Origin of the sequence: Romboutsia sp. MSSM.1001216sp_RTP31141st1_G3_RTP31141_220114 (genome assembly GCF_039031195.1) — a bacterium.
Lineage (GTDB): Bacteria > Bacillota > Clostridia > Peptostreptococcales > Peptostreptococcaceae > Romboutsia_C > Romboutsia_C hominis.
The window spans coordinates 1-19,553 of the sequence record NZ_JBCIUO010000021.1 but is presented as its reverse complement, the minus strand read 5'-3'; the positions used below and the strand labels follow the sequence as shown (position 1 = coordinate 19,553).

The window sequence follows — 19,553 nt, the reverse complement described above, 5'->3', positions numbered from 1 at the left end:
CCTTTCTTATTAAATTTTCAATGTATAAAAGTAAAAAAGCATTAACCATATTTTAGTTAATACTTTTTATTATATATAATATTATTTTACTACATCATTTTTCAACTTTATACCTTTTATTTGATGCTTTTATTTTTTATACTAAAAAATAGTAAGTTGATATTTTTGGTATGTATAGTTACAACTTATTAAAATTCTTATTTAAATGTAAACTTAGAATTGTATTTCCTAAAAATTATTTTATTTATAATATTTGTATAATTATTTTTTATAATACTATCTTCTTAATATTTTTAATCAGATGATAGTATTATAAATTAGTTTCCTAAAAGATATATTATTCTTTGAAAAATTACATATAAATGAGTTAATCCATATCTACTTATAATAAAAAATAATATTAAGAAAATGATTAACATTAAAGAAATTATTAAAGTTCTTTTTTTACTAATTTTCATGTTTTCATCCTTTTTCTATATTTGATAAAAATATATTTAATATACTATACTATAAGTTAATTCATTTGCATTTTTTTAAATTTATAACTCTATCTGCTGAATCTGAAACATTTTTGTCATGAGTAACGCAAATTATTGTTTTTCCAGATTTTTTTATTTCTTTAAAAATTTCAATAACTTCTCTTTTATTTTTATCATCTAAATTTCCAGTAGGTTCATCAGCTAAAACCAATTCATATGGTTTTAACATCATCCTCGCAATAGCAACTTTTTGTTGTTCCCCTCCACTTAAATAACATACTTTTTTATTTAAGTAGCTACTATCAAGTCTTACCTTTTCCATAACTTCATATATGTCCTTATTAGTAATTTCTCTATTATACTGTTTAGATATTTTAATGTTTTCTTCAACTGTTTCATCTTGCATTAACAAAAAATCTTGAAATATATATCCAAAGAAATTTCTTCTAAATTCCAATATATCTTTTCTTGAAAAATTGTTTTTTCCACATAAATTTATTTCTCCACTATCAGGCTTATCTAACAATCCTATAATATTTAATAATGTAGTTTTACCTACACCACTTTCTCCAGTTATACAAACAAATTCATTCTCCTTTATAGATAATGATATATCTGATAAAACTAGTCTTTTATCAAAACTTTTATTAATATTTGTTAACCTTATCATTTTAATTCCCCTTTAATCAACTTAATTTCACCTTTTCGGATTAAAGTCATATTTACAATTTTTGTTGTAACAAAATCTACCAATAACATAAAAATGGTAATTATAACCATAAAAATGTCTATTTTTTTATATATAATAAACATAATTAAAAATGCTAATAAATATATATACAGATTTGCTAAAAGTAAATCTTTGTATATATTTATAAAATTACATCCATATAAAGATTTTACAACTACTTTTAATATGTAAGATTTATAATAAACATATGTTATAACTATAATTAACATAATTAATGCTAAAGATATAACTATAATATTTAATATTAATCTATCTATTTTATCTTCTATATCACTAATTTGTTGTCCTTTTTTATCATAAACCGATGAAATTTCATTTAATTCAGTCATATTATATTTTTGTGTAATATTTTTGATTTCTTTTAATGCACTGTATTCATTATCTGATTCTAGAAACATAAATACTCCTAGTGTTGATGCCAAAACCGAGTTATCTACATTTTCAGTATATACGGTAACCAAAGGATCTGTAATTTTATTAAGGTAATCTCCACTATAACTATCATATGTAAAGTAAGATTGGTTATCTTCTATATAAATTAAATTTATTTTTAAATCATCAATTTTCTTTTTGCTTAATGGTTGTTTTCTAGCTTCTTTATACATATTGTATACCTGGACTTTTTGAAAATAAAACCATTCTCTATATAATTCTTTTATAGATTTATCATATTTTTTAAATTTTTGTGGAACTAATACATTTAAAACATCACCATTATTATCTATTTTATCCATAACATTTTTTTTGTCAGGATAACTTTTTATTAAATTTCTTTTTAGATAATTTTTATCTACCATTATATTTTTACCATAAGGGGAGTATAATTCTGATTCATTTTTTATATTCATTCTATAATTATAATTCAAGTTTTCATTTTTAGTATTTATAATTGGTTGACGTTCAAAATTAAGTGATTCAATTATAAATACCTTTCCTAATTTACTTAATTCTTGATAAACTTTTAATGTCTTTTCATTGAGTTCATCATCTCGTACTAATCCATCACGTTCAGGTGAATACGTTCCTGATATAATATAAAGATTTTCAGTATCTTTCCATAAATTTAAGCTTTCTTTATTCTTATTAAGTGTAGATATTTCATAAAATAAATTTTTAAATGATAAAATTATTAACAAGAATAAACAAATTTTTGATAAACTTGCAATAACCCGTATTTTTAAAAGTCTCTTTTTTTCATTTCTATTATTTAAATTAATAAAAGACAACGAAAATAAAATAATAGAAAACAAGAATATAAATAATATTACAACTAAATTCAATATAATTATTATAGGAATAAATTCTGTTAATACACTTGTTAAATTACATAAATATATAGCCCCAATCATAATTATATTACATAAGAATATAGTTATAAGTAATATTTTATAAAAAGTTTTATTTAAAAAATAATATATTTTTATCTTCGAATATCCCCATAAATCATAAATTAAATATTTCTTTTTATTATTTAAGTAGTAAAAAAGAAGTATTAAGGTAAAAATAAAAATAAATAATGGAATCATAGATAAAAAATCAGCATCTATATATTTAATTAGCATTTTTAAAGAAAAACTACTTCCTTCATATTCAGACTCTAAATCATCATCAATTTGCCCATATTCATTAAACTCTCTTGAAAATTCCTGGATAATATTTTTATCTTTAGTATTAAAATAAAATAAATTTTTAAATCCAACATTATAAATTTCATCAAAATTATGTACTTTTATATCTGTGTTAAAGATAAGGTTAGGTATAAGTGATATTTTTTTGTATTCATCTTTTTTTGTAGAATATATATCTATTTTGTTATGACTTAAAAAGCTATATTGTGCTATTTCAACATCTTTATTTTGAGAAAATGCTATAATTTTATTTAAAAAATTTTGATCTAAAACACTTTTCTCATTAAAATTAAACGTAACTCTAGTTTTATCAAATAATAAATTATTAATTAAATTTTTATTAATATGAATAAAAGAAAATATATTCATCAATATAGTCAAAATAATGATTAATACAACTGATTTCTTTTTCAAATACCTAACCTCCTTTACAATATAATTAAATTTTTAATTATATTTATTTAGTATTTCCAAAAATTCTATTCCCATATGCAGTTTGGTAATCCCAAGGAGAAGTAGCTGTTCTTCCTTTAGAAGTCCAGCTACCTCTTACAGGTCTACCATTAGCATTCTGAGCTGTACACATATGCATTTTACTACTATGGTCATAATTAGCTCTAAAATCACGACCATCTCTCCATGTTGTCCAAAGTTTTCCTCCTAAAACACTAACTTTTTTTCCTTGTGTAGTAGATCTAGTATTTTTATTTTGCATAATAATATCAGTTACATTTATCCCAACACCTTCTTTAGAAGTAATTATTGATGAATCTGCAAAAGATGACATAGGTGCAACTAATAAAGCTGTTGCTAAACTCAAAAATACAAATTTTTTAATTCTTTTCATAGAATAAAACCTCCTAAAATATTTTATATAATTTTTCATTTCAAAATAATTCTATGATAAAGCGTTTTTCAAATTAAGACTTTTTTTTACATTTTTTTCATGCTATACTTTTCGTATGTGATTTAATTAACAATGTAAAGTGACAAGTCTCAAAATTCTACTTTAAGGACTAGTTATATATTTCTAGTATTTCTATGGGAGATCATTATAAATATGTTTAATTTTATTATAGATATTGTTGATGCTATATTAGATATATGGGCAACTTGGAGAGAAAAAGATGAAAAGATATTAATTAAATTAATTTGCACTATTATAACTTTAGGATTTCTTATTGTAAGTGCAAAAACTTGGCTATAAGCATAGTTTAAAAAAAAACTATGCTTTGGTATAATTGATAAAAAACTTTTACTTTAGATATTTTATCAGGTACTAAAATAAGATTTGATAGGAGATGAGATAATAACTATTTCCTCTATTATTGGTGGATTTCTAGGTGTTTATTTTTATAAAAAATATAAACACTCAGTTAGTCAATAAAAGAACTTAGACTAATAAATTATTAAAAATACTAGATATTTAATTCTGACAGAAGTTCTAAAATATCATATTTTAATACAATATATTTTAGAACTTCTCTATTGTAAAAACATACTATCCCTTAAATTCCACTTTAGGGACTTGTTGCATACTTAAGACAAAATAAAAACCCTTATAATCCAAACAAACGGATTCTAAAGGCTTTTTTCTACAATTATTGAGTTAAGTTTTTTAGATCAAGTTTATCTAATTTTAAGTTTCTATATTATTTTATAATTTATTTATAAATATTATATTAATAATAATAAAACATACTACCTAATAATATTATCAATATAAAGTATAAAATAATGCCTAATATAGCTAATATAAAACTTGTGATTCCTGCTTTATTCCATGTTTTTTGTACTTTTAAAAATGTTTCTACATCTGTATAATTTCCTTTTTTCCAAGCCCATTCATTACCTTTAGCTCCACATATAAACACCCATATTATATTTACAAACGGTATTAAACATATTAATGGCAAATAAGTATTATTTCCTATTCCCCAAAATATATTAAACATAAAAGCTCCCCAGTTCCAACTTTTAATTTCATTTGGTACATACTGTACATTTTCCTGCATTATATTTCCTCCTCTTAATTTTTAATATTGTATTTAAACTCCTAATGTATAATAACTAAATGATTATATCAAAATTCAACTTTAATAATCTACAAAAAGTAAGTATACTTAAAATTTTAGTTTAGAGACTTTTATGTACTTTACATAAAGTTAACGCCCTTAGAATCCAAATAAATGGATTTTAAGGGCTTATTTGCTAGTTATCTGGTAAATAAGTTTTTAATCATAAGTTCATACAAATTCTGTTACAATTAACTTATATAAATTTGTATTAATTAATGCTAAAATAAAAATTTGAAATGGAGATAAAAATGCAAATAAGACCTAATTTTTTTGATATATACTCTTATAGTGAATTTATTAAATATTATTGGTATCGTGATGAATTATCAAAAATTTGTAAGCAATTAGGAATAGATCATACTGGAACTAAACAAGAATTGATTCATAATTTAAAAGAATATTTTAATGGAAATATTATTAAGCCTAAAAAAAGAAGTTTTTCTAAAAAATCATTTAAAGAAGTTAGCTTAAACTGCCCATTACTTGAATGCAACTTTTCATTTAACTCAATTTTTAGAGAATATTTTTCAAAAGAAACAGGCGTTGAAAACTTTAAATTTACAGCAGACATGGCAACTGCATGGCGTAAAGTAAAAAAAGAAAATGATACTTCTTTTACAATTCAAGATATGTTAGATATATACTATCAAAAATCCAATTATGCAAAATATGATAATTCTTCATGTGAATGGAATCAATTTTTAAAAGATTTTTGTGCAGATACTAAAAATAGTATTTTCGATAATAAGTTAAAGGTAGCCTCTATACTTTGGGCAATTGTAAAAAATTCATCAAAGCCTAAAGTATATTCACATACATTAGTACAAAATAATTTTGAATTAATTCAGATATATTGTAAGGAGTAATATAAATTGTTAATGTATAAAAAATAATAGAAAAATCCACTTATAATTTAAATAAAAATATTATAAGTGGATTTTTCTATTATTTTTTTAATGCAATATATAAATAACAGTGAGCTTTGCCATCTTTTGTATATTCACTTGGAACAGTGCTTTCAAAATCAGATGTAAAGGCTCTATGTATATTTCCTGATTTTTGTTCAGACCAGACTTTTTCCCATGCCTTTTTTGTACAAATGCTGATGTCCCCATTCTCATCTTGCTCGTCATATTTTTTATAAAACCCTTTACTTACTTCTGTATCCATCTTTTGAAAAAAGTCAGCTGTTACACCCATTATTGTTAGATCATAATCTCCATTTTCATCACTAGAGTAATTACTATATTTCGAAACGGGTGAAATACCATGTTGAAATGTATGTTCACTATCAAAAAGAATAGGTATTTTTCCATTTACAACATCTTTCCATACTTCTTCAATTTTTTTCATCCCATTTTTAGAGTTATCAGTTCTAATAGTAATTCCTTTTAATGTGTATGCCATCGTTACTCCTCCTAATTAAAATATAATAAAAATTATATCAAAGTTTAACTTTACTAATCTACAAAAAGTAATTAGTTCTAAAATTTTACTTTAGAGGATAGTAAGATATTTAAAGCAAATAAATGGATTCTAAGGGCTTTTTATTCTTTTAACTAAATCCTATACTTATTTCTATATATCTTTTATATAAATTTATATTTTTTGCTTATGTTAAACACTTTATTAATTTAGAAAATAGATTTTCTTCTCAAATTAAAAATATCTATTTGCATTTCTTCAAACTTTGATTCTAATGCATCATATCCATTGTTTAAAGCATATTTCATTTCCTCATCTGATATCGGAACAATTAGTAGCCATACTATTTTCTTATTTTCAACTTCAAGAGTACTTAATCCTTCCCATAAAAAGGCGTTCATTAAATAAACATGTTTCATATCAATATCTACAATATACTGTGATATTATATCAGAAATAATGTATCCATATTCACAATTGCCTGATTCTATTATTTCGAAAGCAGTAGTAGATACTATATTGGCAAATAATTCTTCTTTCATATCACATGCCCCTACTAACTCTAATCTTAAACTTTTATTGTTACTAATCATCCCTATATCATAAGATGATAATCCAATAGTTCCGTACGAAACTACCCCTATATATGGTCTATTTACACAAGATAAAATATCTATGCTTTTTTTATTTTCCTCATCCCAATAACGATAAACCTGTGGTTTCCCTCCTATTGCTTCTAATTCTTTTCTTGCTATTATTTTATTAATATCCATATTGATTTACCCTCACAAATCTATAAAATAACTATCTGAAAATCTTCATATTCATATATTAATTTATATTTTGTTATGCCACGTTTAAATTTTTTTATTTTATAAAAAATTATATCAAAGTTTAGATTTAACTATCTATTTTTATAACTCTCCCTTAAATTTCACTTTAAATACTTGTTACTTTAATCTCATAAATCATGATATCATTAAATAAAATATTTCATGGAGGTATGTATGATTTTATATTCTGATTTCGAGAAATGGTTAGATAGTATATTTACATCTAAATTAGATCCTACTGTTATTGCTTTAAATTTTAATATATATGAAACAACTAATTCTTATGATATTGAACTTATTGGTTCTGATGAATTTGATGAAGAAGATGAAGATTGGGCATGTAATACTGTATTTTCAAGTAATACCATGTTTGAAATTGAAAACAACACTTTTTCAAATTGGGAATTTGCTCTAGAATTTATGTCTAGATTAATAAAAGAATACTTAAACAAAGGAAATAATTCTAATTATATAAAATCATTTAATGGTATAGGTGTTGGATTTATAGATGGAGATATTGATATATTATATACACATCCTTAAATTCTACTTTAAAGACTAGTTTTATGTATTTCAAATAAATAAAAAGCCCTTAAAATCTATTTATTTAGATTCTAAGGGCTTTTTAATATTATTGTATCAATTTTTATTTTTTACTAAGTTATTATATAATTAAAACATTATTAGTCTTCTTAAGATATGTACAATACTTTATAATTAGGAGTTTTAAATTGAAAAAAATTATTTATTTTAGAAATGCTTTAAAAAACTTTACTAAGATTTTACTTACAAAAGGTTTTATAATTATTTTTATTTTTTCTTTAATTTTATATTTTTTACTTTATCCAAATTTTAAAGGATTTGAAGGTTTTTTTACATTATCAATATACTCTTCCTGTTTAATCCTCTTACCTATTGCCTTTTTATTTACTTTTGTCAATTTACTAATAGATTTAATTATTATTTGTAAATACGGTAAGAAGGTTAAGGCTAAAGTTGTAAATATAAAATACAGATTTAGTTCTAAAGGATTATCTAATTATACACTTTCTTTAGAGTTTGAACATGAATCAAATACTTTAATTAAACCTTTATTTAAATCATCGTTTTTATTAAGTTATTCAAAGTTTACACAAAAATATTTTGGTAAAAAATATTTTGTATATTATACAGACAAACTTCCTGATAGAGTTTTTAAATATCCTTTAATAAAAGAGTTTTTTATCTTATTTATAGCATTTGTTATTGCTATATTCTTTATTTTTATTTCTATACATGAGATAGCTATCTATTTTATGATATTTAACATTATATAAATACTAATTTTTACTTAAATTTCCGTTTAAATGATATAGTTGTATATTAAAATCAAATAAAAAGCCCTTAGAATCCAAATAAATTGATTTTAAGGGCTTTTTTACTACTCTTGAAATATAAATTTCTGTATAATACTAATAAATATATGAAGAAAGGAATTTTTTATGAAAAAATATTTATGCATTACTAGCATCATTTTAGGATTATTTGCAGATATAATTCTACTGTATGGATTATATAACTTTAAATCAGCTCCAATTATAGGTCTTTCAGGTTTTAGTTTGATGCGAGAAAAATTACTTAATTTGATAATGAGTAGTTCACCTAATTTTTTTATGACATTTATAGGTACTATTGGTTTTAGTTTCGCTATTATGGATTTAACTAAATATAAAACATCCAATAAAAAGTTTCTTAGTATTATAGGTCTTATACTTAACTTTATACCCGCATTTTTATTTTTACTTTTACTTTTTACTATATTTATACCACTAGTTTTAATGCCTATTTTTATGATTATATAGCATTAGTTTTAATAATCTACAAAATATCTAGCCTTAAAATTTACTTTAGAGACTAGTTATATATTTAGAACAAAATTAAAGCCCTTAAATCCAAATAAATGGTTTTTAAGGGCTTTCTAAGCATTATTTATTCTACCTTTTTTTGATATTTTATTTTTCTTTTTTGGTACTTTTCAACGACATTAAACCAGCGAATTATGTTATTTCCCCATATAAAAAAAAACGTTAAAAAAGGGAGAAATCCACCTAATAATAACATAAATCTATCTTTACCTTCACTTAATTCACCATTCAAATACATGTTATATGCTATAGGTATAAATATAATACCCATAAATACACAAAGAATAGTTATTGCCCATGCAAAAATTTTCTTTCTAAATGTAACTTTTTTATCTCCAAAGTTAGTCCAAATATTATTGCTTATAATAGCTTGTCTAAATTCTATTCTGTCTGCAGGTTCTGCGTATTTTACATTTTTATACAAAGCACGGTCACATATAATAGTTAGAAATAAAAATTCTAAAAGCCATAGCATTACTAAAAAAAATATAGTTTTATTAGTATGACTACTAATAAAATTAGGTATTAGCTTACCAATTAAAGAAATTGTAAATATCAAAGGGAGAATATATTTTAATTGTTGTCCTGCTTTTTCTGTATTTAATAACTTACTTTTTTCAGCTTTTAGAGGTGTATTATTTTCTGTATCAAAATATATTGTATATCCTCCTGCTTCCCCAATAAATATAATTTTTCTTAAAAGTTTAATTTCTATTCATCTCCTTTCTAAAGTTAAAAATCATCATCATTCTATTATTGATTTATCATTTTATATTAAATAAATTTCATAAAATAAGCACCATTTAAGGCACTACTTCTTATGTTATTTAATAAACCTATATCTACTACTTTATTCTCTACAAATAGAGAATAAAATTTAAGAATTAACTTTTTATAATAACCAAACGATTATATCAAAACTTAACTTTAATAATCTACAAAAAGTAACTATAACTTAAATTCTACTTTGAGGACTAGTTATGTATCTGAGATAAAGTTAAAGCCATTAAAATTCATTTATTTGAACTATAAAAACTTTTTTAATATTTATAAATGTAATATAATTGAGTTATTAATTTATAGGAGGAAATATATGAAATTCAAAAAATACTACAAAGCTATTATGTATATATGTTTTATAAGTTCTCTTATATTAACTATAGTAAGTTATATTTTTTCACGTAAGGATTTTATAACTTGTTTATGTACAACAATATCAATTTTTGGGTTAACTCTAGCAGTTCACCGTAATCTAAATAATCATAAGAAAAGCAATTAGTTCTAAAATTCCAGTTTAGAGACTTGTTACTTTTGTATTCTAAATCCTTCTAATCTATGATATTATTTTGGTTTATTAGTTTTAATATAAGTAGGATTAAAATAATGAAAAAATAAAACATATATAATATTAGCATCATTAATTTCAATTTATAGATAAATAAGCATTTGAAAGGATTAATTTATGAAAGATAAAAATATAAGCTATTTGACATTAGGATTTGGATTTGGCGTTACATTCGGTATAATATTTAATAACTTAACTAATGGCTTAATTATTGGTTTACTTATTGGTTCAGTAGTAGATAGTATTAAAAATGAAAACTAATAATTTATATTATAAAAATAACTAGTTCTTAAATTTCAATTTAAGAACTTACATATTCAGTTTAGGTGGGGGTATTTTATGATTGATATTCTACTAGAGCTTTCAGATAAAATTATAGATTTAATCCTTACAATTTTTGAAAAATGTATAAAAAAGTAACTATAACTTAAATTGTTATTTTAGGACTAGTTGAACATATAAAAGAGTGTATATTTTGAAATATAGTAATTTCAAAATGTACACTCTTTTTTTAGTTTTCCATGAAACTTTATTTATTAAACCTTAACCATTATTTAATTTTTTATTTTATATAGTCAACAATAATATCTTCTACTTTTTTTATAAAATGTTTTCCAGCTCCATAGTCTAAAAATAATAATCCTTGACTAGATCCCGTTGAAATGATTTTAACTAAAGTTTCTCCCGTTGTATTTTCACAAACAATTACTAATCCTACAACACCATTGGTTCTAGTATAATACCTTTCATAAATGGTAATAAATACATACTTCCCATCACCTAAATTATATTCATCAGAAAAAACTATCTCCTCACTTTTTTAAGAAGTAATATATTGACCGTATAATCAATATATTATCAGAAAATTTCGTAAAAATATAGTCTTTATCTAAAAACGTTTTTATATTATTGTAAAAATATAAAATAAATTATTTAAATCATTTTAAAAGGAGGTTAGACTCATGAAAAGAACAGTCGTTATAGCTATGTTATGTGGAGCATTTTTAATAGGAGGAAATATAAACAGCGAAGTATACGCTCACAATATAAAACAATATAAGGCTGTTCAAAAAGTTAGAGTTCTTAACCAAAAAGAAGCCTTAAAAATACTAGTAAAGAAAAACAATAAAGTTAAATATATCTATCAAGGTAATGAAAAAGCATTTAAAGCCTTAAGATCTAAAAAACTAAAAGGATATGTTTTCCTTCCTAATGTCCCTAGTGATATAGGATACTTTGTAAATAAAAATAATCATAAAGTGTACTACTTCCATCCAAGCGGATACTTGGAGTTAATAGAATAAATTATGTTATATCTCTTTACATCCAAAATAAAAAAGAACTAGTTGAATATTTCAACTAGTTCTTTTTTTCTCTATTTAGACTATCAAATTTTCATATTCACAAAACTCTCTCTTAAAAAACTTCTTCTTTTAAAGAATATATTTTTTTATATAGGTTTATATTAAATATTCCTGTATAAACAGTCATAAGTGTTAATATAACAAATGATAATAACATGCTAATTACATCTATCCATATATAACCATTTACATACATATTTGGAGAACATAATAAAATAGCTATTACCCCTAAAATACCAATTGCAACATTGTATATAAATATCTTCCATTTAAAACCTTTACTTAGTTTTCTTGTTTTTTCTAATATTTCTTTTGATGACATATTTGGATTTTTACATAATACATAATTTACAGGTGCATATTTTAATCCTATTATAATTCCAGGTATTACAAATAATATCGTTCCACCTATTATCTTCAATAATACTATAGCATTTACTTTTGTAACTAAACCTAATGGAGCTCTATTAAGTGAGCTAGTAAACAAATCATGATCCAAGTTATAATACAAATAATAATATGCTATATTTACTAGTAATGAGATTATAAAACCTATAATAAATAAAACTAATAGCACTAAAACTAGAATTAAAATCATTGATCCTAGCCCAAATGTAAACGAACCTGATTCAAATTCATTTTCATTAGAAATAATTTCTTGATCAATCATATCAGAGTTAGTAATGTCTTTACTATATTCTTCATTATATGTAATATCTGATAAAGAATTAAAATCATAGCTTTTTTGTAATATAAGACCGCCTGATAAAATTGTAATTATAATCCCTATAAACCATACTTTCTTACTTACTTTGAATAGATTAATAAAGCTTTCTTCAATTAAATTAAATAATTTCATATCAATGCCTCCTTTTCACAAGATTTTACATTATTTTTAATTTTACTTCTACATATTTTGACTATTTAATAATTATCTTAATAAATAAAAAAGGACTATGATTCTATCACAATCCTTATAATTAGAGGTTTTATATATTTATGAGGAAATTAAATTTATAGGTAAGAATAGCTATAAAGTTTTTGTTGATGACTTTGTTAAAAGATACCTTTCAAGATTAGTAGTTGTAAAAAATAATGATTTTTATATGCAAGAGAAAGTGCATACACCACTTATAGTTATATTTTTTTATTATATTTTTACAACAATTCATTAAACAAATGTTTTAACAAATTGTTATAAAAATTATTTTTAAAATCGTCAAATAAATTATTAAACAATTTATTATTCAACCTGTTTTATAATTTATTTAACAAATTGTCATACAATTCAACTTTTATATATTGATATTACTTACTTTTTCCTTTTTTTATCCTACTATTTTTATCATATTCTTTTGATAATTTTTCAATATTAAATTCTTCTGGCAAATTGCTTTTTGTTACAATTAATGGATCTTGTAATATAGACATAACTGTTTTATTTACCGTAGTATTTTTAAATTTAGATATTGCTTTTAATAATTTTAAATCTTCTTCTTCAAAATAAATGGACATAGGAACTTTCTTTTTTGGTCTGTCTTCTTTTTTCATATCTAATAAATTAAAGCTATTATTACTTGTATTATCTTCTTCAAATTTTGTTTTTAATTCCTTATTAACTTTACTTTTATAGTCTTTTTTAGTAGCAACTATTTCATCCTTATCATCTAAAAATTTATTGATTCCCACTATAACACTTCCTTTTCTATTAATTCATTTATTAGACCTTTAAATTCTTCTCTAACCTTATGGCTCTTTTTTATTTTCCTACAGTAATCATCTATATCTAATTTATTTAGTATTGCATTTTTTATAACTGTAGTTTCACTAATTTTAAAATCTGTTAAATCTTTTTTTATATTATCGAATTGATTTAGATAATTATTAAATATGTCTCCAGTAGATAAGTTTCTACTAGTATAAGAATTTATAACTACAGCTCTTTTTGCTTCATTTTCCATTTCCATATCTTCTAAATCTTGATTGAATTTCTGATAAAATAATTCACATCCTCTAATAGATGCAATATCTTGATATTCTAATGGTGTAATAATACTATCAGATATAATCATAAAATTACGAGCAATTAAATCATAAGATGGTGATAGGTCTATGAATATATAATCATATTCTTTTAAAGTTTCTATATTTGATTTAAACCATCGCCATACAGATTTCTCTCTATTAGTTTTTGTAGTTAAAAACTCTGATAAAACTGATAAACTTAAATCTGATGGTATTAGATCTATATTTGGGTATGTATCTAATGGAGCCTTTATTATAACTTCATCTGCATTAGTACCATCAGATAATGCCTCAAACATTGTTTTATCATTGTGAGATACCTTATATAAAAATTGTGTTAAATTTGCTTGAGTATCAGCATCAATTATTAATATCTTTTTACCACTTTTACTTAGATTAATTGCTGTTAAAGCTGTTAATGTAGTTTTGCCAACTCCACCTTTAACATTAAAAAAGCTTACTATTTTCAATCTATACACTCCTTTAATTTTACAAATCGAATAACAAATAGTTATACAATTTTATTTATAATTTTATAAACCATTTGTTTTTAAATTTGTTTATAAGTTTGTCATTCAAATGGTTATACTAATATAATAACAAACATTAACCCAAATAGCAACATGTTTTCCGACTGCATTCGGAAAACATGTTGCTATTTTTGTATCTTATCTCATATAATTATTTATTAAGATATAAAAGCAAAATATAAAACAAATTGTAAAGTAATTTGTTTTACATTTTGTTTTTTCACTTCAATACTTTACTATAAAAACTGTGTTAAGTTTACTTAAGCATCTGCATCAATTATTGATATGTTTTTGCCATTTTGCCAACTCCGCCTTTAAATTTGTTTATATTTAATTCATTTATTTTAACCTCTAACATCTTCTTAAATTCAGTTTTGATACACTCTCAATAGATAAATCTAGCGGAGAGTGTCAAACTATATAAATCTATATCATAAATACGTGTAAAGAATATATCTATAAAAGAAATATAAAAAAGAAGGAGAATATTCTAATATTCTCCTTCTTTTTTATTCATTTTTTGTCTTTTATAAAAGAAATATTTGTATTTTTGTAATTTTTATATTACAATAAACTTACAATTAAATATAAAAAAAGTCCACATTCACAAATTTTAAATAGGTTTGGCGACCTAATTAAAATTATAGGATTTAATATGATGCTGCATATTAAATTACCTCGTGCAAGTAGACTTCATTTTGCATAACTAACTTGTTAATATGTAATAATATTAACACAAAAAAGTGTGCTTTACAATATATCTAATTAAATTTATTTAATATATTGTACTAATTTAGTTCACTTTTAGTTATACACAAATTCGTATATCTAAAGGGGAGTAATTTATCCCCTTAGAGATGGACTTATGATGAAGTTTCCAAGCCTTGATATTTTAATATATCAAGGCTTTTTTTAATATATATCGAGATAAAATGTAAAATATCAGAAATTTTGGGAGGAAGTAATGACTAGATTAAAATTCAGAAGAAAAGAGAAAAAATACACAGAAGTTTACAATACAATAATATTCAAAAATAAAAATGTTGAACTTACGGGTTTATATACTATCATACAAGCTTGTATTGACTTAGAAATTAACACACAAGGTACTGATGATGAATTTATCATAACAAAACAAGGAATTAGATCCTTTACTGGCTATAGTGAAAAAAAATTTGACCGTATATGGCTAGAACTAAAAGAAGCAGGTTATCTAAAACAATATAAGTTTAGAAACTTAGATGTTAATGGTAAGTGGCTATATGAATATGAGCTATTAGATGAACCCGATTTAACTACATACCACTCTTTATTGATAAAAGATGATGGAAGCATTGTTCCAAATATACCTAAAAATAAACTTGAAAAAATGAAAAAAGATCAAGAAGAAATAACTAGTGAAAAAGTAGCCCCCCAAAATAGGGGGGTGGAAAGTAGCCCCCTATTTTTGAGGGGGTGGGAAAAGGAGGGCTTTAATAATAACTATTTAAATAAAGTATGTATGTATGTATGTAGAGCTACAAAAAATTTTGATTTATCTAATAAAAATAAAGAATTTATAAAGTCTATAAAAGATAAAATAGATTTTGATTTATTTGAACAAATTCTAGTAAATGCTTCTAATAAAAATAAAACTTTCTCTTATGTAGAAGGATCTATAAATAATTTAATTAAATGTGGTATATTAACTTATGATGATTATATAAAACAAAAAGAATTGTATAAAAAGAATTTCAATGAATCTAAAAAATTAAAAGATTCTAATTCTAGCAAAAAAATAAAAAAAGCTAGTGAAAATAGGTTTAAGAATTTTACTGAAACATTTACTGATTATTCAATTGGGGAATTTAATGAAATTATAGATAAAAGTCAGAAAAAAAAGTTTGAAGATATCAAAGTTAGTGTAGATATGGAAGGTTCAAATAATAACAATGATTTTTCTAGGATGATGTATGAAAGATGTGTTAAGTCAAATTGGAATTGTGTTGAAACTACTAAGAAATATGGTGTAGACTATGCTAAAGCTAATGGTTTAGACTACCCCAAAGATATATAATACATCAAAAAATATATATAAACTTATGCAAAGGGGCGAGATTATGAGTAAGTATAAAGCAAAAATGAGATATTGCAATAAGTGGATATATGGTAAATTAAAAGATGATAAGTTTTTAAAGTCATGCATTGATGATGAAGTAGAAGGCAAAAGAGCTATTGATCCGTCTACTTTGTGTGAAGATACAGAGTATTTAGACAAGAACAACTATAAAGTTTTTGTTAATGATTTCGTTAAAAAAGACCTTTCAATAGGGATAGTCGTAAGAAAAAATAATGATTTCTACATACGTTGGGGAAGGATTAAATTTGAAAAATTAAAATATTCTACTGATTTTGAAGTATGTGGAAATAAGTATTATAAATATTAAACATATTTTAGGGAGGATGAGTATATAATGGCTAAAACATTAACATATAATCCATTTGACGACGACTTAACTATGAGAAACTATCTAGCTTTGTATGCTTGTATTATTAACCCTAAGTTAACTTATAATAGAGCTTTAGCAATATTTCAAATATCTGGAAGGAATAAAAAAGGCTAGGGAAAAAATTAATAATATTGGGTATAAAGTTAATGCTATAGATATTTAGACGAACAAAAGCGTAAATAGAATAGGTGGGTTGACATGAGTATATTAGAAATGGCAGAACAATTAAGAGAAATAGCTGAAAGAAAGTCAAAAGAAACTGGGAAAAGTATAAGTGAAGTATGGGAAGAAGCAATAAAAGAGCTAGACAAATTGTATCAAGAAAATGAAGATAAATAACTACATTGGGAATTAGAGAATACTCCAAAAGGAGCTATTATTAATCTTCGAAAATAGCTCCCTTCAAGATATTCTTTACAACACCAATTATATGGCAAGGGACTTTGTTCGTATCATATTCTTGTATTTTATGTGCTGGGTTTGTACTATGAGGAGTTAGATAAATAATATCATCAATCTTCTCATATTCTTTAAGAGTACATTCATCAGTACCAATAAGAGCAACAACCATGTCTCCGTTATTCGCAACATTAGTTTTTTCAATTAGTAAAAGTTCATTAGGATGATAGATTTTATCCATACTATCTCCACTGACTTTAAGAACAAAGTAATCTTTACTTGGACATAAAAGAGAATTAGGAACTTTTACAAAACTATTTCTATCTTCACAAGCAAGGTTTGGACATCCAGCAGAAACTTGTCCTAAAAGATTTATTTTAGGAATAAATTCATTAATGAAATCATTACTTTCACAATCTATTAATTGCTTACTACGTTTAGATTTAAGTTTATCTAAAAAGTCTACTATGTTGCTATTGTTACTTAAACTAGATGAACTTAGTTTACTTTTAGGATTTATTTCATATGTTAATTCTTCAGCATATTCGATTAAGCCATTATCTTCTTCATATTCAAAGTAATCATTTATAGCAAAATTTAATTCATTTTTTAAAATATCAATTTTATTTTCAATAATTAATTTTAAGCTAATAGGATTTTTAGAAATAGAGTTTATATTCCCAAAAACTAATTCATCCAAGGAGCAGTCTAGCAATTTTGATAATTCAATTAGAGTATGGAAGTTAGGTTCTGTCAATCCTTTTTCATATTTTGAAATAGTTTGCTTAGATACATTTATTTTTGAGCCTAGCTCCTCTTGTGATAGCTTGTATAGTTGACGAATCCTCTTTAAATTTCGTGGAAAATTATTTTCTTTCATTTAATCACCTTCTTAATATTATATTACCTAATTGGAGTATAAGAATATATTTTTTTAAAAAAGTCAACTAAAGTATATTTTAAAAAGTTAACAAAGGTGTAATGTAAATGATATTCTATATTTAGAATATGAAAAATATTAAAAGGTGGACTTTGAGATTTTAGCAAAAATTGAATAAGATTAAAAAATGCAACATTTTTTTCACAAAAACACAAAATCTGCATAAGTGCGTCTATTTCTAAGTAGGGGTGAAATTGTATGAAGGAAACTATAAGAGAATTATACATAAATGGATATAACTCCAATGAGATAGGAAATATATTGGGAATGAATAGTAATACAATTAGGTCCTTCATTAACAGAAATCTAAAAGAATTAAAAAAAGTAAATGAAGAACAAAAAAAAATTAGAAATGATATTAAAAAGAATGATAAAATTGTTGATATAAAAAAATTATATTTAAAAGGCTATAATGCAAAAGAAATAGCAAAGATGATAGGGGATTCTCATAGTTTGGTTAGAAAATACATAAGTCAAAATTTATTAAGGAAATATGGATTAGAACACAGAAAAACAAGAGAACTAAATAAAAGTATAATTAGAGTAGTAGATAATATAAATAATTCATACATACCAAATAGACCTTTTCTAAATTGGAATAGACAAAGTTATGATTATAATAAAAATGGTAATTTGGTGTTTAATGAAAAAAGAGGTATTAGGCCTAAAGATGCCCCAAAAACTTTTTACAAAAAAAATTGCATGATAAATAATACAGAATAAAAAATCAACACCACAAGTAAGGCATTAAATTTATTGAAATAAAAAAAAAAGATAATATATAATGTTTTTAAAGATATAAATTTTTAACAAGAAGGAGAAGAGGGTATGGCCTCCAAGAAAAACGCAATTACTGGAATATTAGGATTATCAATCATAATTCCAACATCAGCACAAGTATATTATGGAGTAGAAGATAGTTATACTGTAGGTAAGAATAGATATGAGATCGCAAGTTTTATAGCTGACAAGCAAAAGTATACAGATGTAATTTTAGTAAATTCAGACAGTCCACTATCGGATGGGCTAAGTGCAACTGGATTATCAGGAACACTAAATTCTCCTATATTGTTAGTTTAAAAAGGTAGTATTCAAGCAGATACTATGAATAAACTAAGGGGAGTAGATAAAGTCTATATAATAGGTTGAGAAATAGCAATACCAAAGAATATTGAACCTCTATCAAAAAATAAAAAATGGTTATAGAGAGAACACGAGGAATAGCTGAATATAATGCTAAAAATAATGAATGAGGACATGATTTTGATCAAATATCTATATTATAAGATATAGGTAGAACTACAAAAGACTTTACAAAGTCATGGGAAGATTCACAAGGCAATAAAGGTAATATGATATATAA

Annotated in this window: 24 protein-coding genes; 13 read left to right on the top strand and 11 right to left on the bottom strand. The window is 23.4% G+C overall.

From position 1 onward, the window contains the following. Window positions 1-519: 519 nt before the first annotated feature. The 3 genes from ABCP60_RS14525 to ABCP60_RS14515 are packed head-to-tail and all read right to left on the bottom strand — an operon-like array spanning window position 520 to window position 3,705. Window positions 520-1,149 (bottom strand): ABC transporter ATP-binding protein, encoded by a 630-nt coding sequence (locus ABCP60_RS14525; RefSeq protein WP_343102005.1) that lies wholly within the window; start codon window positions 1,147-1,149, stop codon window positions 520-522. After that, window positions 1,146-3,272, bottom strand: coding sequence for a DUF1430 domain-containing protein (locus ABCP60_RS14520; protein ID WP_343102004.1), 2,127 nt, complete (start codon window positions 3,270-3,272; stop codon window positions 1,146-1,148). Before ABCP60_RS14520 ends, ABCP60_RS14525 begins: the two co-directional genes overlap by 4 nt. 43 nt (window positions 3,273-3,315) lie before the next feature. Continuing rightward, entirely contained in the window at window positions 3,316-3,705 is a 390-nt protein-coding gene (locus ABCP60_RS14515) for a hypothetical protein (RefSeq protein WP_343102003.1), read from the bottom strand. Window positions 3,706-3,918: 213 nt separating this feature from the next. Here ABCP60_RS14515 and ABCP60_RS14510 point away from each other — a divergent pair, with 213 nt between their 5' ends. Then, on the top strand, window positions 3,919-4,065 hold the full coding sequence (locus ABCP60_RS14510; RefSeq protein ID WP_343102002.1) for a hypothetical protein: 147 nt from the start codon (window positions 3,919-3,921) through the stop codon (window positions 4,063-4,065). Between the two features lie 475 nt (window positions 4,066-4,540). Here ABCP60_RS14510 and ABCP60_RS14505 read toward each other — a convergent pair whose 3' ends face one another. Beyond that, window positions 4,541-4,873: a hypothetical protein gene (locus ABCP60_RS14505; RefSeq protein ID WP_343102001.1), complete on the bottom strand. Its 333-nt coding sequence runs from the start codon at window positions 4,871-4,873 to the stop codon at window positions 4,541-4,543. A gap of 311 nt (window positions 4,874-5,184) precedes the next feature. Between ABCP60_RS14505 and ABCP60_RS14500 the strand changes: the two genes are divergently transcribed. Further along, a complete protein-coding gene (locus ABCP60_RS14500; RefSeq protein ID WP_343102000.1) occupies window positions 5,185-5,802 on the top strand; it encodes an SAP domain-containing protein in 618 nt (205 codons plus the stop codon). Between the two features lie 79 nt (window positions 5,803-5,881). On the opposite strand, the gene ABCP60_RS14495 is transcribed toward ABCP60_RS14500, so the two are convergent. Beyond that, window positions 5,882-6,343: a hypothetical protein gene (locus ABCP60_RS14495; protein WP_343101999.1), complete on the bottom strand. Its 462-nt coding sequence runs from the start codon at window positions 6,341-6,343 to the stop codon at window positions 5,882-5,884. Window positions 6,344-6,570: 227 nt separating this feature from the next. Beyond that, window positions 6,571-7,134 carry a suppressor of fused domain protein gene (locus tag ABCP60_RS14490; RefSeq protein WP_343101998.1) on the bottom strand — a complete coding sequence of 188 codons (564 nt, stop codon included), beginning with the start codon at window positions 7,132-7,134 and terminating at the stop codon, window positions 6,571-6,573. Between the two features lie 234 nt (window positions 7,135-7,368). Between ABCP60_RS14490 and ABCP60_RS14485 the strand changes: the two genes are divergently transcribed. Together ABCP60_RS14485 and ABCP60_RS14480 are read left to right on the top strand one after the other, a co-directional pair. Then, the gene (locus ABCP60_RS14485; RefSeq protein ID WP_343101997.1) at window positions 7,369-7,737 is read left to right on the top strand and encodes a hypothetical protein; all 369 of its coding nucleotides are present in this window, start codon (window positions 7,369-7,371) and stop codon (window positions 7,735-7,737) included. Window positions 7,738-7,925: 188 nt separating this feature from the next. Beyond that, the gene (locus ABCP60_RS14480) at window positions 7,926-8,510 is read left to right on the top strand and encodes a hypothetical protein (protein ID WP_343101996.1); all 585 of its coding nucleotides are present in this window, start codon (window positions 7,926-7,928) and stop codon (window positions 8,508-8,510) included. Between the two features lie 652 nt (window positions 8,511-9,162). Here ABCP60_RS14480 and ABCP60_RS14475 read toward each other — a convergent pair. Next, window positions 9,163-9,522 (bottom strand): hypothetical protein, encoded by a 360-nt coding sequence (locus tag ABCP60_RS14475; RefSeq protein WP_343101995.1) that lies wholly within the window; start codon window positions 9,520-9,522, stop codon window positions 9,163-9,165. A 669-nt stretch (window positions 9,523-10,191) separates the two neighbouring features. Between ABCP60_RS14475 and ABCP60_RS14470 the strand changes: the two genes are divergently transcribed. The 3 genes from ABCP60_RS14470 to ABCP60_RS14460 all read left to right on the top strand — a co-directional run bounded on the left by ABCP60_RS14470 (window position 10,192) and on the right by ABCP60_RS14460 (window position 11,747). After that, window positions 10,192-10,377, top strand: a complete 186-nt coding sequence (locus tag ABCP60_RS14470; protein WP_343101994.1) for a hypothetical protein — start codon at window positions 10,192-10,194, stop codon at window positions 10,375-10,377. A gap of 183 nt (window positions 10,378-10,560) precedes the next feature. Then, on the top strand, window positions 10,561-10,704 hold the full coding sequence (locus ABCP60_RS14465; RefSeq protein ID WP_343101993.1) for a hypothetical protein: 144 nt from the start codon (window positions 10,561-10,563) through the stop codon (window positions 10,702-10,704). 701 nt (window positions 10,705-11,405) lie between these two features. Further along, on the top strand, window positions 11,406-11,747 hold the full coding sequence (locus tag ABCP60_RS14460; protein ID WP_343101992.1) for a hypothetical protein: 342 nt from the start codon (window positions 11,406-11,408) through the stop codon (window positions 11,745-11,747). 112 nt (window positions 11,748-11,859) lie between these two features. Here the strand turns inward: ABCP60_RS14460 and ABCP60_RS14455 are convergent, their stop codons facing one another. The 3 genes from ABCP60_RS14455 to ABCP60_RS14445 form a co-directional block, all read right to left on the bottom strand. Further along, window positions 11,860-12,666: a DUF975 family protein gene (locus tag ABCP60_RS14455; RefSeq protein WP_343101991.1), complete on the bottom strand. Its 807-nt coding sequence runs from the start codon at window positions 12,664-12,666 to the stop codon at window positions 11,860-11,862. A gap of 449 nt (window positions 12,667-13,115) precedes the next feature. Further along, window positions 13,116-13,496, bottom strand: a complete 381-nt coding sequence (locus ABCP60_RS14450; RefSeq protein ID WP_343101990.1) for a hypothetical protein — start codon at window positions 13,494-13,496, stop codon at window positions 13,116-13,118. Continuing rightward, window positions 13,496-14,311, bottom strand: coding sequence for a ParA family protein (locus ABCP60_RS14445; RefSeq protein ID WP_343101989.1), 816 nt, complete (start codon window positions 14,309-14,311; stop codon window positions 13,496-13,498). Before ABCP60_RS14445 ends, ABCP60_RS14450 begins: the two co-directional genes overlap by 1 nt. Window positions 14,312-15,326: 1,015 nt before the next feature. Between ABCP60_RS14445 and ABCP60_RS14440 the strand changes: the two genes are divergently transcribed. The 4 genes from ABCP60_RS14440 (at window position 15,327) to ABCP60_RS14425 (ending at window position 17,190) form a co-directional block, all read left to right on the top strand. After that, a complete protein-coding gene (locus ABCP60_RS14440; protein WP_343101988.1) occupies window positions 15,327-16,418 on the top strand; it encodes a hypothetical protein in 1,092 nt (363 codons plus the stop codon). A gap of 43 nt (window positions 16,419-16,461) precedes the next feature. Then, window positions 16,462-16,788 carry a hypothetical protein gene (locus ABCP60_RS14435; protein ID WP_343101987.1) on the top strand — a complete coding sequence of 109 codons (327 nt, stop codon included), beginning with the start codon at window positions 16,462-16,464 and terminating at the stop codon, window positions 16,786-16,788. 27 nt (window positions 16,789-16,815) lie between these two features. After that, entirely contained in the window at window positions 16,816-16,965 is a 150-nt protein-coding gene (locus ABCP60_RS14430; protein ID WP_343101986.1) for a hypothetical protein, read from the top strand. An 84-nt stretch (window positions 16,966-17,049) separates the two neighbouring features. After that, window positions 17,050-17,190, top strand: a complete 141-nt coding sequence (locus ABCP60_RS14425; protein ID WP_343101985.1) for a hypothetical protein — start codon at window positions 17,050-17,052, stop codon at window positions 17,188-17,190. Between the two features lie 40 nt (window positions 17,191-17,230). On the opposite strand, the gene ABCP60_RS14420 is transcribed toward ABCP60_RS14425, so the two are convergent. Next, on the bottom strand, window positions 17,231-18,130 hold the full coding sequence (locus tag ABCP60_RS14420) for a S24 family peptidase (RefSeq protein ID WP_343101984.1): 900 nt from the start codon (window positions 18,128-18,130) through the stop codon (window positions 17,231-17,233). A 258-nt stretch (window positions 18,131-18,388) separates the two neighbouring features. Here ABCP60_RS14420 and ABCP60_RS14415 point away from each other — a divergent pair, with 258 nt between their 5' ends. After that, window positions 18,389-18,913 (top strand): hypothetical protein, encoded by a 525-nt coding sequence (locus ABCP60_RS14415; protein ID WP_343101983.1) that lies wholly within the window; start codon window positions 18,389-18,391, stop codon window positions 18,911-18,913. Between the two features lie 105 nt (window positions 18,914-19,018). Then, window positions 19,019-19,270: a cell wall-binding repeat-containing protein gene (locus ABCP60_RS14410; RefSeq protein WP_343101982.1), complete on the top strand. Its 252-nt coding sequence runs from the start codon at window positions 19,019-19,021 to the stop codon at window positions 19,268-19,270. The last annotated feature ends 283 nt before the right edge of the window (window positions 19,271-19,553 follow it).

Excerpts from the sequence above, each read along its gene's own strand:
- ABCP60_RS14525 (WP_343102005.1), bottom strand. The coding sequence starts at position 1,149 with ATGATAAGGTTAACAAATATTAATAAAAGTTTTGATAAAAGACTAGTT.
- ABCP60_RS14515 (WP_343102003.1), bottom strand. The coding sequence starts at position 3,705 with ATGAAAAGAATTAAAAAATTTGTATTTTTGAGTTTAGCAACAGCTTTA.
- ABCP60_RS14510 (WP_343102002.1), top strand. The coding sequence starts at position 3,919 with ATGTTTAATTTTATTATAGATATTGTTGATGCTATATTAGATATATGG.
- ABCP60_RS14505 (WP_343102001.1), bottom strand. The coding sequence starts at position 4,873 with ATGCAGGAAAATGTACAGTATGTACCAAATGAAATTAAAAGTTGGAAC.
- ABCP60_RS14500 (WP_343102000.1), top strand. The coding sequence starts at position 5,185 with ATGCAAATAAGACCTAATTTTTTTGATATATACTCTTATAGTGAATTT.
- ABCP60_RS14495 (WP_343101999.1), bottom strand. The coding sequence starts at position 6,343 with ATGGCATACACATTAAAAGGAATTACTATTAGAACTGATAACTCTAAA.
- ABCP60_RS14490 (WP_343101998.1), bottom strand. The coding sequence starts at position 7,134 with ATGGATATTAATAAAATAATAGCAAGAAAAGAATTAGAAGCAATAGGA.
- ABCP60_RS14485 (WP_343101997.1), top strand. The coding sequence starts at position 7,369 with ATGATTTTATATTCTGATTTCGAGAAATGGTTAGATAGTATATTTACA.
- ABCP60_RS14470 (WP_343101994.1), top strand. The coding sequence starts at position 10,192 with ATGAAATTCAAAAAATACTACAAAGCTATTATGTATATATGTTTTATA.
- ABCP60_RS14465 (WP_343101993.1), top strand. The coding sequence starts at position 10,561 with ATGAAAGATAAAAATATAAGCTATTTGACATTAGGATTTGGATTTGGC.
- ABCP60_RS14460 (WP_343101992.1), top strand. The coding sequence starts at position 11,406 with ATGAAAAGAACAGTCGTTATAGCTATGTTATGTGGAGCATTTTTAATA.
- ABCP60_RS14455 (WP_343101991.1), bottom strand. The coding sequence starts at position 12,666 with ATGAAATTATTTAATTTAATTGAAGAAAGCTTTATTAATCTATTCAAA.
- ABCP60_RS14440 (WP_343101988.1), top strand. The coding sequence starts at position 15,327 with ATGACTAGATTAAAATTCAGAAGAAAAGAGAAAAAATACACAGAAGTT.
- ABCP60_RS14435 (WP_343101987.1), top strand. The coding sequence starts at position 16,462 with ATGAGTAAGTATAAAGCAAAAATGAGATATTGCAATAAGTGGATATAT.
- ABCP60_RS14430 (WP_343101986.1), top strand. The coding sequence starts at position 16,816 with ATGGCTAAAACATTAACATATAATCCATTTGACGACGACTTAACTATG.
- ABCP60_RS14425 (WP_343101985.1), top strand. The coding sequence starts at position 17,050 with ATGAGTATATTAGAAATGGCAGAACAATTAAGAGAAATAGCTGAAAGA.
- ABCP60_RS14420 (WP_343101984.1), bottom strand. The coding sequence starts at position 18,130 with ATGAAAGAAAATAATTTTCCACGAAATTTAAAGAGGATTCGTCAACTA.
- ABCP60_RS14415 (WP_343101983.1), top strand. The coding sequence starts at position 18,389 with ATGAAGGAAACTATAAGAGAATTATACATAAATGGATATAACTCCAAT.
- ABCP60_RS14410 (WP_343101982.1), top strand. The coding sequence starts at position 19,019 with ATGGCCTCCAAGAAAAACGCAATTACTGGAATATTAGGATTATCAATC.